Annotated in this window: 15 protein-coding genes; 4 read left to right on the forward strand and 11 right to left on the reverse strand. The window is 66.8% G+C overall.

The window, feature by feature from the left end; translation table 11 throughout:
- Positions 1-57: 57 nt before the first annotated feature.
- Both H8R02_RS12555 and H8R02_RS12560 read right to left on the reverse strand, forming a co-directional pair.
- Entirely contained in the window at positions 58-258 is a 201-nt protein-coding gene (locus H8R02_RS12555; RefSeq protein ID WP_187081768.1) for a DUF3606 domain-containing protein, read from the reverse strand.
- A 58-nt stretch (positions 259-316) separates the two neighbouring features.
- Positions 317-1,219 carry a DMT family transporter gene (locus H8R02_RS12560; protein ID WP_187081769.1) on the reverse strand — a complete coding sequence of 301 codons (903 nt, stop codon included), beginning with the start codon at positions 1,217-1,219 and terminating at the stop codon, positions 317-319.
- 92 nt (positions 1,220-1,311) lie between these two features.
- Between H8R02_RS12560 and H8R02_RS12565 the strand changes: the two genes are divergently transcribed.
- Positions 1,312-2,292, forward strand: a complete 981-nt coding sequence (locus H8R02_RS12565) for a quinone oxidoreductase family protein (protein ID WP_187081770.1) — start codon at positions 1,312-1,314, stop codon at positions 2,290-2,292.
- Between the two features lie 65 nt (positions 2,293-2,357).
- Positions 2,358-2,735 (forward strand): response regulator, encoded by a 378-nt coding sequence (locus tag H8R02_RS12570; protein WP_187081771.1) that lies wholly within the window; start codon positions 2,358-2,360, stop codon positions 2,733-2,735.
- Here the strand turns inward: H8R02_RS12570 and H8R02_RS12575 are convergent.
- The 4 genes from H8R02_RS12575 to H8R02_RS12590 form a co-directional block, all read right to left on the reverse strand.
- On the reverse strand, positions 2,723-4,399 hold the full coding sequence (locus H8R02_RS12575; protein ID WP_187081772.1) for a Na/Pi cotransporter family protein: 1,677 nt from the start codon (positions 4,397-4,399) through the stop codon (positions 2,723-2,725). The two genes, H8R02_RS12570 and H8R02_RS12575, sit on opposite strands and share 13 nt — an antisense overlap.
- A 23-nt stretch (positions 4,400-4,422) precedes the next feature.
- Positions 4,423-4,929, reverse strand: a complete 507-nt coding sequence (lspA, locus tag H8R02_RS12580) for a signal peptidase II (protein ID WP_187081773.1) — start codon at positions 4,927-4,929, stop codon at positions 4,423-4,425.
- Positions 4,929-7,772: an isoleucine--tRNA ligase gene (ileS, locus tag H8R02_RS12585; protein WP_187081774.1), complete on the reverse strand. Its 2,844-nt coding sequence runs from the start codon at positions 7,770-7,772 to the stop codon at positions 4,929-4,931. Before ileS ends, lspA begins: the two co-directional genes overlap by 1 nt.
- A 108-nt stretch (positions 7,773-7,880) precedes the next feature.
- Positions 7,881-8,891, reverse strand: a complete 1,011-nt coding sequence (locus H8R02_RS12590; RefSeq protein ID WP_187081775.1) for a bifunctional riboflavin kinase/FAD synthetase — start codon at positions 8,889-8,891, stop codon at positions 7,881-7,883.
- Positions 8,892-9,038: 147 nt separating this feature from the next.
- Here H8R02_RS12590 and H8R02_RS12595 point away from each other — a divergent pair, with 147 nt between their 5' ends.
- The gene (locus H8R02_RS12595) at positions 9,039-9,596 is read left to right on the forward strand and encodes an HNH endonuclease (protein ID WP_187081776.1); all 558 of its coding nucleotides are present in this window, start codon (positions 9,039-9,041) and stop codon (positions 9,594-9,596) included.
- A 51-nt stretch (positions 9,597-9,647) separates the two neighbouring features.
- Here H8R02_RS12595 and H8R02_RS12600 read toward each other — a convergent pair whose 3' ends face one another.
- Complete coding sequence (locus tag H8R02_RS12600) at positions 9,648-12,140, reverse strand: cadherin-like domain-containing protein (RefSeq protein WP_187081777.1); 2,493 nt, start codon at positions 12,138-12,140, stop codon at positions 9,648-9,650.
- Positions 12,141-12,356: 216 nt separating this feature from the next.
- Here H8R02_RS12600 and H8R02_RS12605 point away from each other — a divergent pair, with 216 nt between their 5' ends.
- Positions 12,357-12,845, forward strand: a complete 489-nt coding sequence (locus H8R02_RS12605; RefSeq protein WP_187081778.1) for a Crp/Fnr family transcriptional regulator — start codon at positions 12,357-12,359, stop codon at positions 12,843-12,845.
- Positions 12,846-12,858: 13 nt separating this feature from the next.
- On the opposite strand, the gene H8R02_RS12610 is transcribed toward H8R02_RS12605, so the two are convergent.
- Genes H8R02_RS12610 through H8R02_RS12625 form a run of 4 tightly spaced genes read right to left on the reverse strand, consistent with a single transcriptional unit; the run spans position 12,859 to position 14,962 of the window.
- Positions 12,859-13,341 (reverse strand): YkgJ family cysteine cluster protein, encoded by a 483-nt coding sequence (locus H8R02_RS12610; RefSeq protein WP_255429320.1) that lies wholly within the window; start codon positions 13,339-13,341, stop codon positions 12,859-12,861.
- A gap of 22 nt (positions 13,342-13,363) precedes the next feature.
- Positions 13,364-13,648 (reverse strand): PqqD family protein, encoded by a 285-nt coding sequence (locus tag H8R02_RS12615; protein WP_187081780.1) that lies wholly within the window; start codon positions 13,646-13,648, stop codon positions 13,364-13,366.
- Positions 13,642-14,562 carry a hypothetical protein gene (locus H8R02_RS12620; RefSeq protein WP_187081781.1) on the reverse strand — a complete coding sequence of 307 codons (921 nt, stop codon included), beginning with the start codon at positions 14,560-14,562 and terminating at the stop codon, positions 13,642-13,644. Before H8R02_RS12620 ends, H8R02_RS12615 begins: the two co-directional genes overlap by 7 nt.
- Entirely contained in the window at positions 14,546-14,962 is a 417-nt protein-coding gene (locus H8R02_RS12625) for a tail fiber domain-containing protein (RefSeq protein WP_187081782.1), read from the reverse strand. Before H8R02_RS12625 ends, H8R02_RS12620 begins: the two co-directional genes overlap by 17 nt.
- Between the last annotated feature and the right edge of the window lie 5 nt (positions 14,963-14,967).

Genomic DNA, 14,967 nt, shown 5'->3' on the forward strand with positions numbered 1-14,967 from the left:
TGTCCGAAGGAGAAGGCAAGCATTCTAGGCACCGGCCGGTGCCGCGGCCAGCGCGCGTCAGCCCGGGCGGTCGCTGCCGCTGCGCGAGCGGAGGTATTCGCGCACTTTCTCCGCGCGGTCGCCGACAGCGGCAACGGCCTTCTTCAGCTCTTCCGGGCTCACGCCCAGGCTCTTGCTCCAGTCGCGCAGCTCGTAATCCTGGTTGACGTTGATGCGCTCGCGGTCCTGGCCGCCGGATTTGGACTTGTCGTCGGACATGATGAGAAGCTCCTTTCTCATCGATGGTGGCCCGGCCGTGCAAGCAGCCGTGTAGGAATCAGCGCCGCGAAGAGACGAGGATGCCGCCGACGATGAGCACGAAGGCCACAGCGTGGTAGATGCGCGGCGGCTCGCCAAGGAAGGCCGCCGAGAGCACAGCGGCGAAGAGCGGTGTGAGGTTGGAGAAGAACCCCGCCACGTTGGGCCCGGCGCGATGCACGCCCGCGCCCCAGCAGCGGTACGCGATGATCGCGGGCCCGATGGCGACGTACGCAAGTGCCAGCGCGAGTGGCCAGCCCCAGTCGATGTGCTGCGGCGCCGCGGCCCACTCGCCGCCCGCGAATAGCGCCGACCACGCGAGGCCCGGCACCACCTGCGCCATCACGAAAGCGGACCAGCTCGCGCGCAGCTCGGGCGGGTCCTGCTCCACGCGCGTCAGCAGCCAGCTGTACCACGCCCATGCGGCGGTGGCGAGCAGGATGTAGAAGTCGCCGGGCACGAAGCGCACTTCGGCCAGGTGCGACGGCTCGCCGCGCGCGAGCACGAGCAGCACGCCCGCGATCGACAGCACGGCGCCCATCCACTGCCGGCCATGGATGCGCTGGCCGAAGAAGATGGCACCGAGGCCGAGCATGAACACCGGCGTGCTCGCGGCCACGAGCGTGACGTTGATCGGCGTGGAAGTCTTCAGGGCTAGGTACTGCAGCGCGTTGTAGCAGCCCACGCCGAGCAGCCCGAGCAGCGCGTAGCGCTTCCAGTGCGGCCAGAGCGGGCTGCCGCGGCGCAGCACCCAGCCGGCCAGCGGCAGCAGGATGAGGAAGGCGAGCAGCCAGCGCAGCAAGTTGAGCGTGATCGGCGGCACGAGCCCGCTCACCAGCCGGCCCGTGACCGCGTTGCCCGCCCACAGCAGCGGCGGCACCGTCAGCAGCGCGGCAGTCGAAAGGCTCAATCGCTGGTTCATGGGACCGGTCACTTTAACGGCGCGCGCATTTCCGGACTGAGACACGGCTGACACCGTTGTGGCACCATGCGCGCGAACACGAGGAGAACACCATGAGCAAGGCAGTGCGTATCCACCAGACCGGCGGCCCCGAGCAGCTGAAGATCGACGACGTGCAGGTGGGCGAGCCCGGCCCGGGCGAGATCCGCATCCGCCACAAGGCAGTGGGCCTGAACTTCATCGACGTGTACCACCGCACGGGCCTGTATCCGCTGCCGCTGCCCGCGGGCATCGGCGGTGAAGGCGCCGGCATCGTCGAGGCCGTGGGCGAGGGCGTGACGCACCTGAAGGCCGGCGACCGCGCGGCCTACGCGAGCAACCAGCCCGGCTCCTACTGCGAGGTGCGCGTGATGAAGGCGTTGCACGTTTGCAAGCTGCCCGACGCCATCGATTTCGAGACCGGCGCGGCGATGATGCTCAAGGGCCTGACCGCGCAGTACCTGCTCAAGCGCTCGCCGCTCGGCAAGCTGCAGCCGGGCGACATGATCGTTTTCCACGCAGCGGCCGGCGGCGTCGGCCTGATCGCCACGCAGTGGGCGAAGGCGCTCGGCTACCAGGTGATCGGCACGGCCGGCAGCGACGAGAAGTGCGCGCTCGCCAAGGAGCACGGCGCCGCGCACATGATCAACTACAACAAGGAAGACTTCCTGCCGCGCGTGAAGGAGCTCACCGGCGGCAAGGGCGTGAAGGTGGTCTACGACTCGGTCGGCAAGGACACGTGGGACAAGTCGCTGGACTGCCTGCAGCCGCTGGGCATCATGGTGAGCTTCGGCAACTCGTCCGGCCCGGTGCCGCCGTTCGCGCCCGGGATCCTGGGGCCGAAGGGGTCCCTCTACGTGACGCGCCAGACGCTGTTCACCCACATTGCCACGCGCGAGTCCTGCCAGCAGATGGCCGACGACCTGTTCGAGGCGGTGACCTCCGGCAAGGTGAAGATCCGCATCGACCAGCGCTACCCGCTGGAGCAGGTGCAGCAGGCGCACCGCGACCTCGAGGCGCGCAAGACGACCGGCAGTACGGTGCTGACTCTCTGACATCCTACAAAGCCATTGCTCCGCTGCTTGCAGCCGGGCTGGGCGCCGGACTGTAGATTGGGCGCATGAAGTGCAAGGCCTACCTCGTCGAAGACAGTTCCACGATCCGCAGCAACCTGATGGAGACGCTGCATGAACTCGCCGGCGTCGAGGTCGTCGGCACCGCCGAAACCGAGCACGAGGCGAAGCGCTGGCTCGCCGGCAACGGCGAAGGATGGGACCTCGCCATCGTCGACCTGTTCCTGCGCGAAGGCAGCGGCCTGAACATCCTGCAGGCGCTGCAGGCCAGGCGCCGCCCGGGCCAGCGCATCGTGGTGCTGTCGAACCATTCCAGCAAGGACGTGCGCTGGCGTTGCCAGCAACTGGGTGCCGACGGCGTCTTCGACAAGTCGACCGAAATCGACGAGCTCGTGGACTTCTGCGCCGGCCTTCAGAGCGCCTGAGACGTCTCGCCTTCGGCCTCGGGCACTACCTGCTTGAGGCGGTTGGGCGCGAGCGCGCCGGCCGAGTCGAGGATCGGGTAGGCGATCGAGCAGATGTGCGAGTTGATGCGCTTCAAGTCGCTGATCAGGTCCAGGTGCAGCGAGCTCGTCTCGATGCTCTGCACCGTGTTGTCGGTCAGGCGCGTGAGGTGCGTGCCCGCGTAGGCGCGCTCGAGGTCGCGAAAGCGCGCCTTCTCCTCCAGCAGCTTCTGCGCGTCGCGCACCGAGCCGTTGAGGAACACGCTCATCCCCAGGCGCAGGTTGTCGATCAGGCGGGCGTGCAGCTCGCAGATCTCGGCCATGCCCGCCTCGGAGAAATTGCGGCCCTTGCGGATCTTCTTGTCCTCGATGTCGATCAGGATGCGCTCGACGATGTCGCCGATCTGCTCCATGTTGATCGTGAAGCTGATGATGTCGGTCCAGCGGCGGCTCTCGTCCTCCGACAGGGCGTCGCGCGAGATCTTGGTGAGGTAGTACTTGATCGCCGAGTACAGCTGGTCGACCGTGTCGTCGAGCTTGCGCAGCTCCTCGGCCAGGCGCAGGTCGTTCTCGCGCATGACGCGCAGCATGCCGATGAGCATGGTTTCCACCACGTCGGCCTGGTGCAGCGCCTCGCGGGCGGCGCAGGAGATGGCCAGCGAGGGCGTGGACAGCGCCGAGGGGTCCAGATGGTGCGGCCGGCCGGCCACCATCGACTTGTCTTCCTTCGGCAGCCAGCGCTCGACCACGCCCGCCACCGACACGGTGAAGCCCATGAGCACCAGCGCCATCACGATGTTGAAGGTGAGGTGGAACAGCACCACGACCTGTGCCGGCTCGCCCAGGTACGGCCGCACATAGCGCAGCCACGCCCCCACGAGGAACATGAAGCCGGCCACGCCGACGATCTTGAACACGAGGTTGCCCAAGGGCACCTGCCGGGCCTCGATGGTGGACTTGGCGGTGACCAGCACGCCGAGGATGCCGCTGCCCAGGTTGGCGCCGAGCACCAGGCCGAGCGCCACGTCCATGGGCACGGCGCCCGAGGCCGCCAGCGTGGCCGTGAGCAGCACGATGGCGAGGCTCGAATACGAGACCACCGCCAGCACGGCCCCGACGAACACCTCCAGCATGATGTCCGAGGACAGCGACAACAGCAGCGCCTGCACCGCCGGCGCACGCACGATGATCGCCGTGGACTCCGCCACCAGCCGCAGCGCCAGCAGCATCAGGCCGAGCCCGATCAGCACCCGCCCGAACCGGCCGGCCGGCATGGCCTGCCGCGAGATGAACATCACCACGCCCACGAAGATGAAGAGCGGCGACAGCCACGACAGGTCGAACGAGAACACGACCGCCATCAGGCTGGTGCCCACGTCCGCGCCCAGCATCACGGCCAGCGCCGTGGGCAGGGCGACAAGGCCCTGGGCGACGAAGGACGAGACGATCAGCGCCGTGGCGGTGCTGGACTGGATGAGGGCGGTGACGCCCACGCCGGCGAGCGCCGCGGCGGGCCGCGTGTCGATGCTGCGGGCAAGGACGTGCCGCAGGTTGGCGCCGAAGACCCGAAGGATGCCGGTTCTGACGAGGTACGTGCCCCAGACCAGCAGCGCGACGGCTGCCAGCAGGTTCAGCAGATGCTTCATGTTTGAAGCATCATAAACCCACCTTATTTGCTGCGGCGCACCCTAAGGATTTCGTCGAGGATCAGGCACGCCGCACCCACGGTGATCGCGCTGTCGGCGATGTTGAACGCCGGGAAGAAATGCGTGTTGTTCCAGTGGAACTGCAGGAAGTCGACCACGTACCCGTGCAGCAGACGGTCCACGAGGTTGCCGACGGCGCCGCCGAGGATCAGCGCAAGGGAGAAGCAGAACAGCTTCTGCCCCGCATGCGAGCGCAGCAGCCAGAGGATGAACACGACGGCCGCCACCGCGATGCCCGTGAACAGCCAGCGCTGCCAGCCGCCCGCCCCCGCGAGGAAGGAGAAGGCCGCGCCGGTGTTGTGGGCCCGCACGACGTTGAAGAACGACGTGACGTAGGTGACGTCCCCGTACTTGTAGTACCCGAGGATCAGCACCTTGGTGAACTGGTCGGCGATAACGACGATGAGCGCCAGCGCCAGCCAGACCAGCATCCCGCCCGAGGCGGAAGACGACGAACCCCCGCGAGCCATCAGGCGTGCACCCGGGGCTCGCCCGCGCCGAAGAGGTTGCTCACGCAGCGGCCGCAGATCGTGGGATGGGCGGGGTCGCGGCCGACGTCCGGGCGCCAGTGCCAGCAGCGCTCGCACTTGGTGTCCTGCGAAGGCAGCGCCTGCACCGACAGCGCATCCCCCTTCACCAATGCGACGGCCGAGGTGATGAAGACGAACTTCAGGTCCTCGCCCAGGCCTTGCAGCAGGGCGTGGTCGTTCGAGTCGGCCGTCACCACGAGGTTGGCCTGCAGCGAGGAGCCGACCAGGCCCTTCTCGCGCACCGCCTCGATCTCCTTGTTGGCGATGTCGCGGATCTCGCGGATGCGGTTCCACTTGGCGATCAGGCCCGTGTCGGGGCTGCCGATCTCGGCGTACTCCTCGAAGAAGATGGAGTCGGAGCTGCCGAACACCTTCCACGCCTCCTCGGCCGTGAAGCTGAGGAAAGGCGCCATCCAGCGCAGCATGGCGTGCGTGATGTTCCACAGCGCCGTTTGCGCGCTGCGGCGGGCGTGCGACTTCGGCGCCGTGGTGTAGAGGCGGTCCTTGAGGATGTCGAGGTAGAACGCGCCCAGGTCTTCCGAGCAGTACACCTGCAGCTTGGCCACCACCGGGTGGAACTCGTACACCTCGTAGTGCGCCAGCACCTCGGCCTGGAACTCGGCCGCGCGCGCGAGGGCGTAGCGGTCGATCTCCACCATCTCGCCCAGCGGGACTGCGTCCTTCGCGGGGTCGAAGTCGCTCACGTTGGCCAGCAGGAAGCGCAGCGTGTTGCGGATGCGGCGGTACGCATCCACCACGCGCGCGAGGATCTTGTCGTCGCCGGCGATGTCGCCGGAGTAGTCGGAGGCCGCCACCCACAGGCGGATGATCTCGGCGCCCAGCTTGCTGCTGACGGCCTGCGGCTCGATGCCGTTGCCCAGCGACTTGCTCATCTTGCGGCCCTGGCTGTCCACCGTGAAGCCGTGGGTGAGCAGGCCGCGGTAGGGCGCGCGGCCGTACATCGCGGCGGCGGTGAGCAGCGAGGAGTGGAACCAGCCGCGGTGCTGGTCGTGGCCTTCGAGGTACAGGTCGGCCTCGGGGCCGCCTTCGTCGTGGCCGGCGCCGGGGTGCGACTTCTTCAGCACCGTCGTGTGCGTGGTGCCGGAGTCGAACCACACCTCGAGGATGTCCTGGCTCTTGACGTAGTCGGCGGCGTCGGCGCCCGCACCGACCCTCGCGAGGATCTCCCCGGTCGTGGCCTTGCTCCACGACTCGATGCCGCCGGCATCGACCATGTCGGCCGCCACGTCGAGGATCTCCATCGTCTTCGGGTGCAGGTCGTGCGTGTCCTTGTGCAGGAAGAAAGGCAGCGGCACGCCCCAGCTGCGCTGGCGGCTGATGCACCAGTCGGGGCGGCCCGCGATCATGTCGCGCAGGCGCACCTTGCCGTTCTCGGGGTAGAAGCTGGTGTCCTCGATGGCCTTGAGCGCCATGTTGCGCAGGGTGTCGGGCGCCTTGTCCTTCGTGAACACGCCTTCGCCCTCGTCCATGCGGATGAACCACTGGGCCGCGGCGCGGTAGATCACCGGCGTCTTGTGGCGCCAGCAATGCGGGTAGCTGTGGACGATGTTCTCGGTGGCGAAGAGCCGGCCGGCCTGCTCGATGGTCTGGATGATGTGCGGCACCGACTTCCAGATGTTCTCGCCACCGAACAGGGGGAAGTCCGGCGCGTAGCTGCCGTTGGCCTGCACCGGGTTGAGGATGTCGTCGTATTTCAGGCCGTGCGCGACGCAGCTGTTGAAGTCGTCCAGGCCGTACGCGGGCGAGGAGTGGACGATGCCGGTGCCGTCCTCGGCCGTGGCGTAGTCGGCCAGGTACACGGGCGACAGGCGCCTGTAGCCGGGGTCCACGTCGTACAGCGGGTGGCGGAAGTTCAGGTTGGCGAGGTTCTCGCCCTTGGTCGTCGCGACCACCGTCCCTGCGAGCTTGTAGCGCGCGAGCACCTTCTCGACCAGCACCTGCGCCACGATGATCTGGCCGCGCGGCGTGTCGACGAGCGCGTACTCCAGCTCGGGGTTCAGGTTGAGCGCCTGGTTGGCGGGGATCGTCCAGGCGGTCGTCGTCCAGATCACCGCGAAGATCGGCTTCGAAGCGTCACCACCGCCGAACGCGGCCACGACCTTCCGCGGCTCGTCGGCCAGGAAGCCCACGTCCAGGGTCTGCGACTTCTTGTCCGCGTACTCGATCTCGAACTCGGCGAGCGACGAGCCGCAGTCGAAGCACCAGTACACGGGCTTGAGGCCCCGGTAGACGAAGCCGCGCTCGATGACGCGCTTGAACGCGCGGATCTCCTCCGCCTCGTTCACGAAGTCCATCGTGCGGTAGGGGTGGCCCCAGTCGCCCAGCACGCCCAGGCGCTTGAAGTCGGCCATCTGCAGGGCGATCTGCTCGGTGGCGTAGGCGCGGCTCTTCGCCTGCATCTCGTCGCGCGAGAGGTTGCGGCCGAACTGCTTCTCGATGGCGTTCTCGATGGGCAGGCCATGGCAGTCCCAGCCCGGCACGTACGACGCGTCCAGCCCCTTGAGCTGGCGCGACTTGACGATCATGTCCTTGAGGATCTTGTTGACCGCGTGACCCATGTGGATCTGGCCATTGGCGTACGGCGGGCCGTCGTGCAGCACGAACTTCTGGCGGCCGCAGCGCGCCTCGCGCAGGCGCTTGTAGAGGCCGGTGTCCTCCCACTCCTTCACCCAGCCCGGCTCGCGCTTGGGCAGGTCGCCGCGCATGGGGAAGGGCGTGTCGGGCAGGTTGAGGGTGGCGCGGTAATCGGTCTTGTCGGTCATGGGGTAGCCTTGGCGAAACGTACTGTCATGCCGGGCTCGACCCGGCATCCATGGTGGCGTGGCACCACGGGGGATGGATTGCGGATCAAGTCCGCAATGACACCCGTTTCAAATTCGGTCGCGCGTGGTCTGCCGCCGGGTTTCGGCGTGCGTGGAGGCGAAGAACGCGCGGGCGGCCTCGCAGTCGCGCGCTATCCCGGCCTTGAGCGCGTCAAGCCCGTCATAGCGCAGTTCGTCGTGCAGTTTGTGCAGCAGCTCCACGCGGATGATTTTACCGTAGGCCCCCTCCGGGCCGAGCTCGGAGGGCCAATCGAAGCAGTGCGTCTCAAGCAGCACCCGGCCACCATTGACGTCGTCGGCGTCGATGGAGGGCCGGATGCCGAGGTTGGCCACGCCCTCCAGCTCGCGCCCGGCGAGGCCGTGCACCTTGACCGCGAAGATCCCGCTGGCCGCCGGCTTCCAGTGGGAGAACCGCAGGTTGACGGTGTGGAAGCCCAGCTGCCGGCCGAGCTTGCGCCCGTGCACCACGTGGCCGCTGATGCTGTAGGGCCGGCCCAGGAGCGCGGCCACGCCACCCATGTCGCCGCGGCCCAGCGCCTCGCGCACGGCAGAGCTTGAAACCCGCAGGCCGTGCACCTCGTAGCTGTTCATGCGCGCGACGTCGAAACCGCGCCGCCCGCCGGCCTCGTCCAGCATGCGGTAGTCGCCCGCGCGCTTGGCGCCGAAGCGGAAGTCGTCGCCCACCAGCACGTACTTCACGCCCAGGCCCTGGACCAGCACGTCCTCGATGAACGCCTCCGGCTGCTGGCCGGAAAAGCGCGCGTCGAACTTCATCACCACGCACTGGTCGACGCCGCAGCGCGCCAGCTCGGTGAGCTTGTCGCGCAGCGTGGCCACGCGCGCGGGGGCGAGCTCCGGCTTGCGCGTGAGCGCGGCGAAGTAGTCGCGCGGGTGCGGCTCGAAGGTCATCACGCAGCTGGGCACGCCGCGGTGCTTTGCCTCGTTGATCAGCAGCGCCAGCATGGCTTGGTGGCCGCGGTGCACGCCGTCGAAGTTGCCGATGGTGAGCGCGCAGGCCGGTGCGATGCCGGGATGGTTCAGGCCGCGGAAGATGTGCATTGGCTTGGCGCAATCATTTTTGTAGCAGCGCGAGCCCGTGTATCAAGGCGCATCAGCGGGTGAGCACCAAGCAGGGCAGCGCCAAAACAAGGTATATTGTGCCGTGGCTTTCAGTGTGTGTTCGGTTCCGAGGAACGGAGGCGCGTTTTGAAGGTGTTGAAGCTGTCGGCGCAGGGGCTGCCCCAGTCGTGGATCTCGCTGGAACAGGCGGTGCTGCACTATGCCTGCGACCAGGTGCGCTGGGAGGCGGGCGCCGAAGTGGCCGTCTTCCGTGGCGGGCACAACGCGGTGACGGGCGAGCAGTCCATCATCACCGTCAACAGCATCATCGGCACGAAGGGCGTGCCCAACATCAACCCCTTCGACCTGAAGCCCGGGCTCACCAATGGCAAGTTGTTCGCGCGCGACCGCAACGTTTGCGCGTATTGCGGCGGGGAGTTCCATGAGGAGCACCTCACCCGTGAGCACATCATCCCGTTCGCGCAGAACGGGAAGGACCACTGGATGAATGTGGTGACGGCGTGCCGGGCGTGCAACCACCGCAAAGGGAGCAGGACGCCGGAACAGGCGGGGATGAGCCTGGTTTATGCGCCGTATGTGCCTAGCTTGTGGGAGGACTTCATTTTGAGGAACCGCAGGATACTGGCGGACCAGATGGAGTTCCTGATGGCGCATTTGCCCAAGAGTTCGCGGTTGCACTCCTGAAATGCAAAGAGCCCCTCGCGGGGCTCTTTCACTTTGGGTTGCACAACACTGTCAGGTGATCTGCGCAGCCGTGAGGGCGTGGTAGCCGACCAGGACGATCTCGATGTTCTCGGTGGTCTTCCCATCCTTGTATTCGTAGAACACGTGGAAGCCGTCACCCTGGTCGTTCGAGCTCAGGTACTTCACATTGTTGGCGGACTTCAGGACATCGTTGCCGTCGAAGCCGATGAACTGCGTACGCTGGTTGATCGTGTCGAGGCCGTGGTTGACCATCCAGGACTTCACCGCGCCGTTCGGGTCCGCGTCCGTGTGGCCCTGGATCGCGATCTCGATGTTCGCCGTTGCGGTACCGTCTGCGGACGTGATGGACAGCGAATCGGAACGGTTGTCGCCGGTGTTCAGCGCATTCACGACCGCCGAGTTGTCGAGCGTATAGCTCCACTGGCCCGTCGTGTCGTCGAACGTGAACTTGCCGTACGTGCCGTCCGTGGCGCCATGGCTGCCGAAATGGTTCTGGCCGTCGTCGACATCGCTGACGGTCGCCGTGCCGGTCGCGGTGATCACGCCGTCTTCCACGACCACGCCGGTCAAACCGCCGCCGATGCTCGCCGGGTCGTTGACGCCCGTCACCGTGATCTTGACCGACGAACTCGATTGCGCGCCGTTCTCGTCGGACATCGTGTAGTCGATCACGACGTCCTGCGTCGCACCTGCGACCAGGTGGTCGAACGATGCGCCCGCCGTGAAGACCACGTTGTTCCCGTCCATCGACGCGCCACTGCCGCTCACGCTGACCAGCGACAGCGCAGCGTCGTCGTCCGGGTCGGTGTCGTTGGCGAGCACGGCGACGCTGACCGAGGCGTTCTCGTTGACCACGCCTGTGTCCGCATTGGCCGTCGGGCCATCGTTCTCGCCATTGACGGTGACGGTGATGCTGCTGGAGCTCTGCGCACCGTGCTCGTCAGACATCGTGTAGTCGATCGTCACGGTCGCGCTCGCGCCCACCTTCAGGTGGTCGAACGTGCTGCCCGGGTCGAACTGGACCTTGCCGTCAGCGATGCTGGCCGCGCCCGCCGAGGCTGCCACCGAGACCAGCTGCTTGCCGGCGCCGTCGTCCGGGTCGGTGTCGTTGGCCAGCGCATCGATCGTCTGCACGGAGTTCTCGCCGCCGGACGAGGTGTCCGAGTTGGCCGTCGGCGTGTCGTTCTCGCCATTGACCGTCACCGTGATCGAGCTGGAGCTCTGCGCGCCGAATTCGTCGGTGATCGTGTAGTTCACGGTCACGTCTTCGCTGGTGCCCTGGGCGAGGTGGTCGAAGGCCGCGCCCGGATTGAACTGCACCTTGCCGTCGACGACGCTGGCGGAACCCTTGTCGGCCGACGCGGAGACCAGGCTCAGTTGCGCGCCGTCGTCCGGGTCGGTGTCGTTGCCAAGCGCGTTGACCGTCTGCACGGAGTTCTCGCCGCCGGATGACGTGTCGGGGTTGGCGGTCGGGCCGTCGTTCTGGCCGGTGACGGTGATCGTGACCGTGCTCGAACTGGTCGCGCCGAATTCGTCGGAAACGACATAGTTGACCGTCACCGTTTCGCTGGCGCCCTGCGCCAGGTGGTTGAACTCGCTGCCCGGGTCCCACACGATCTGGCCGTTGGAGACCGTCGCCGTGCCCTTCGAGGCCGTGGCCGACGTGACGTTCAGCGCGGCGTTATGGTCCGGATCCTCGTCGTTCGACGCGGCGGCGATGGTGATGGACGCGTTCTCGGTCGTCGAAGCTGTATCGGCCTTCGCCGTCGGCGCATCGTTCGTGCCCGTGATCGAGATCGTGACGGTGGTGCTCTTCGTGCCGTCGAACGACTTGACGTTGAAGGTCTCGGACGCGGTCTCGCCCTGCGCCAGCGAATTGGCGCGGCCGTCGAGCGTGTAGTCCCACCCGCCGCCGAACTTGACGTTGAGAGAGCCGAGCGCGCCGCTGGTGGCGGTCTGCGCCTGGAAGCCGCTCTCGCCCGTGTCCGGGTCGGTGATGCTCAGCGTGCCCGAGGTGAACGGGCTCGTGTCCTCCACCACGGAGCCGGCGCCCGTCGAGATGAACGTCGGGACGTCATTGATGCCGGTGAGCAGCACCGAAGCCTTGGCGGTGCTGTACGCGCCGTTGTTGCCGACCCAGACGATGTAGTAGAAGTTGTCCGCGATCGACGCGCCGGCGGGCAGGGCGACCAACTGCGCTGCCAGCGCCGGTGTCATCGGCGGGGGCGTATAGGTCACGACACCGCCCGAGACGGAGATCGAGCCGCCCATGGACGTGGCCGTCGTGTTCTTCGCGGTGGGCAAAGCGCTCTTCGTGCTCGCGTTGTTCTGCGCCGCCTGCACCTCTGCGAGCGTGTACACGCCGACATAGGTCGAAGACGCCGCATCGTTGGCCAGCAGCGCGGCGACGGTCGTCGTCGTCGGGCTGAGTGAGCCCTGGGCGTTGGTCACAACGTCCGCGAAGCTGTCGTCCTTGGCCGGACCGTTGATCCAGGCAACTTCCTTGGTTGTCTTGGCTGCCATTTGCGTTTCCTTCGCGGTGGTCAAGGGGAAGAACGTCGTTTCCGGGCGTTCCGCTTGCAACGAAATGTAGGCAGCCTCCGCACCTTTTCCATCGTACGTTTGCATGACGACCGTGACTTTCTCCTGCGAATGCAGGAGCGTCATGCAAACGCGCTATGGCGGCCCCGCCACGAACGTGCCAACAATGCGTTACAAAACCCGCCCGGTGGAGGTGACATGAGCGCAAAGCAAGCCAGCAAGGTCGCGGACCTGTCCGCCCTCGTCACGGCCACCCGCAAGAACCGCGGCCGCGATTCCCTGGAGCCGTTCTTCAGCGAGACGACGTGGCGTTCGCTGGCCGGCTATGTCGTGCAGCGCAAGGTCAAGGGCCACACGCTGCTGATCGAGCAGGGCGCCACCGAGCGCAGCATGTACTTCATCGAGTCCGGGCTGCTGCGCGTGTTCCGCTCCGACAAGACGTCGCGCGTGCAATTGGCCGTGCTGGGTGCCGGCAGCGTCGTGGGCGAGGGCACGTTCTTCGCGCCGATCGTTCGCAATGCGTCCGTGGAAGCCGCGGAGCCCACGGTGCTGTGGGAGCTGACGCCGGAGACGTTCGCGGGGCTGGCCGAGGAGAACGCGAAGGCGGCGCTGGAGATCTCGATGGGGCTGGGGTGCGTGCTGTCGGTGAGGATGTTGAGTGTGGCGGGGAGGATGGCGATTACGTAGGGCGCGTGTCCACTCACTTTGCGGGAACCGTCTCGCGGAAGTGGCGTTGCAGGTGAACTTCCAGCGCAGCCTTGTCCAACAGGAGTTGCACATGGCGAGCACGCCCTTCGGAGGTCGCGGCCGCATCGCGCAACTGTTTTTCCCGGCTTTCGCCGGATCCGGGGAACGCCGCTTGCAATCCCTCGTTCACCGCCGCCGTCAAGCGATGAGCCTGCGCAACCGTGGCCAGGGCTTCTGCTTCCGCAACCGAACCCGCGTCGACGGCCTTGAGCAGGGCGCAGCGGAACTTCACGCATACCTCCGGCCTGACGTCATAAACCGTGCAACCACTCCTTGCCCACGCGGCACACGGCAGGGGAGCGCGAAACCATTCGCCCACGGGCTTGAACACGATGCCCGAGTGCTCGAGCTTCTTGCGTTCGGCGTCGGACACCTCGAAGGCGCCGAGCAAGGCCCCGGAGCAACAGAGGCCGCACTCGATGCAGAGTCTCGACATGCCGGCCTGGCCTATCTTGTTGTCAGGAGTGGGCCACGGCCACGAGGCCGGCAGACAGCAAAGCCTGCGCCAATTCCTCGAGGTCGCGACGCACGCGCTCGACGTCGACGCCGAATTCAGTTGCGATGGCGCGAGCCGCCGCCTGCACAGTGAGCCCCTGCACGGTCAGGAGGTCCCACGCTTGCGTGCCGATCGTGTCCAGGCCGTAGTAGTTGCCGCTCTCGGCTTGCAACAGGACCAGTTCGCCACTGAGGTTGGTGGTCAGCACACCCTCCGTCGCCTTCAGGCAGGTCGTCTCGCTCAACATCTTGGTTTCTCCTGCAGGCCCCTTGCGTGCGCTGCGAGTTGGGTCCGCACCTGCGCCAGCATCTCGTACCGGCGCGGAAAGCCGAACCGGTAGATTGCCACGGTGCGGGCGACGCGGGCAAAGAATTCGAAGCGGGCCTGCAGCAGCCCGGGCGCGCTCGTGTCCAGCAGGAACGAATTGCTCATCAATTGGTAAATCGCCTCTCCGGGAGGTACCCGCTCGAATACCGGGGCCGTCGCCGGTTCGGACAGGAAGTAGATCGCGCCCACGGGCAGTTCACGGCCTGCGTGGCGGAATTTCGAGTCTGCGACGAAGCAGGCCTTCGACGTGTAGGCGGCGCCTTCGGCGCGCTGCGCGCCATCCATCAATGCCCGGCCGGAGTCACCCCAGACCCGGATGCTCGGTTGACCTGGGACTGCGGCCAGGCCGCCGGCACGGAAGGCGACAAGCACGCCGTCGTCGGCGAGGAAGGGGTGCCCCGCAGCCGCGAACGATGCGGTGAGCGTGGACTTGCCGCGGCCGCTCGGGCCCAGCAGCAACACGGCGAAGCCGTCGATTTCGACAGCACCGCCATGCAGCACGATATCCCCCCGCATGCTCAATGCCAGCGGAATGACTTGTGAGTGCAGGAGGTAGTCCACCGTGCCGGCCGGGGTGGCAGGGCTCCTTCGCGCCGTGAGCTCACGGCCCGCCGCATCGAGCGTGAATTCGGCGTAAGGCGGAAACTGGAGGAGGTAGCCGCCCGCCGGGCGGTAGATCGCAGGCCACGCCGATCCGTCGGAATCCTTGCGCACGCGCAAGGGTTCGGAGCCGGGCGTGCTGATGTCGCCGGGCTCCTTCTCCTCGAACCAGATGTCCGCGCAGCCGTCTCCCAGCCCCCCCCAGGAGACCAGGTGCCTAGTGGACAGCCGCACCGCCGAAGTCGCGAATGCCGAGCACCGCATAGTCGACCCGCTTGAAGCCATCCGGGTCGGTCGAGACGGCATGCGGAACGATCGGCTCCACCTCGTCGGCCATCACGCCGAAGTGCGTGCCGGCCGATCCCGCGTGGGGCATGTACTCGAACAGGTAGACCCCGAACCCGAGCCGGTGGTCGCCCACGCGCACGATGTTCTGCTTCACGCGCCGGTCGGATCGCAACTTGCCCCCGACGTCGGTGTTCGGCCCGTTGGAGCCCGCAGTCAGCTCTGTGACGGCTCCATACAGCTTGAGCTTGGGCGCGCTGTATTCGCCCTTCGGGGCGGACACGGCTTCGCGCGCTTCTTCAGGCTGCAAAGGTTCCGCTTTCGGTTGCAATTTGATGACGTCCTTCATTTTCA

Source organism: Ramlibacter albus (genome assembly GCF_014297445.1).
Taxonomy (GTDB): Bacteria; Pseudomonadota; Gammaproteobacteria; order Burkholderiales; family Burkholderiaceae_C; genus Ramlibacter; species Ramlibacter albus.

Coding starts and splice junctions, on each gene's coding strand:
- H8R02_RS12565 (WP_187081770.1), top strand. CDS start 1,312: ATGAGCAAGGCAGTGCGTATCCACCAGACCGGCGGCCCCGAGCAGCTG.
- H8R02_RS12575 (WP_187081772.1), bottom strand. CDS start 4,399: ATGAAGCATCTGCTGAACCTGCTGGCAGCCGTCGCGCTGCTGGTCTGG.
- H8R02_RS12555 (WP_187081768.1), bottom strand. CDS start 258: ATGTCCGACGACAAGTCCAAATCCGGCGGCCAGGACCGCGAGCGCATC.
- H8R02_RS12570 (WP_187081771.1), top strand. CDS start 2,358: ATGAAGTGCAAGGCCTACCTCGTCGAAGACAGTTCCACGATCCGCAGC.
- H8R02_RS12610 (WP_255429320.1), bottom strand. CDS start 13,341: ATGTCGAGACTCTGCATCGAGTGCGGCCTCTGTTGCTCCGGGGCCTTG.
- lspA (WP_187081773.1), bottom strand. CDS start 4,929: ATGGCTCGCGGGGGTTCGTCGTCTTCCGCCTCGGGCGGGATGCTGGTC.
- H8R02_RS12625 (WP_187081782.1), bottom strand. CDS start 14,962: ATGAAGGACGTCATCAAATTGCAACCGAAAGCGGAACCTTTGCAGCCT.
- ileS (WP_187081774.1), bottom strand. CDS start 7,772: ATGACCGACAAGACCGATTACCGCGCCACCCTCAACCTGCCCGACACG.
- H8R02_RS12590 (WP_187081775.1), bottom strand. CDS start 8,891: ATGCACATCTTCCGCGGCCTGAACCATCCCGGCATCGCACCGGCCTGC.
- H8R02_RS12615 (WP_187081780.1), bottom strand. CDS start 13,648: ATGTTGAGCGAGACGACCTGCCTGAAGGCGACGGAGGGTGTGCTGACC.
- H8R02_RS12600 (WP_187081777.1), bottom strand. CDS start 12,140: ATGGCAGCCAAGACAACCAAGGAAGTTGCCTGGATCAACGGTCCGGCC.
- H8R02_RS12605 (WP_187081778.1), top strand. CDS start 12,357: ATGAGCGCAAAGCAAGCCAGCAAGGTCGCGGACCTGTCCGCCCTCGTC.
- H8R02_RS12560 (WP_187081769.1), bottom strand. CDS start 1,219: ATGAACCAGCGATTGAGCCTTTCGACTGCCGCGCTGCTGACGGTGCCG.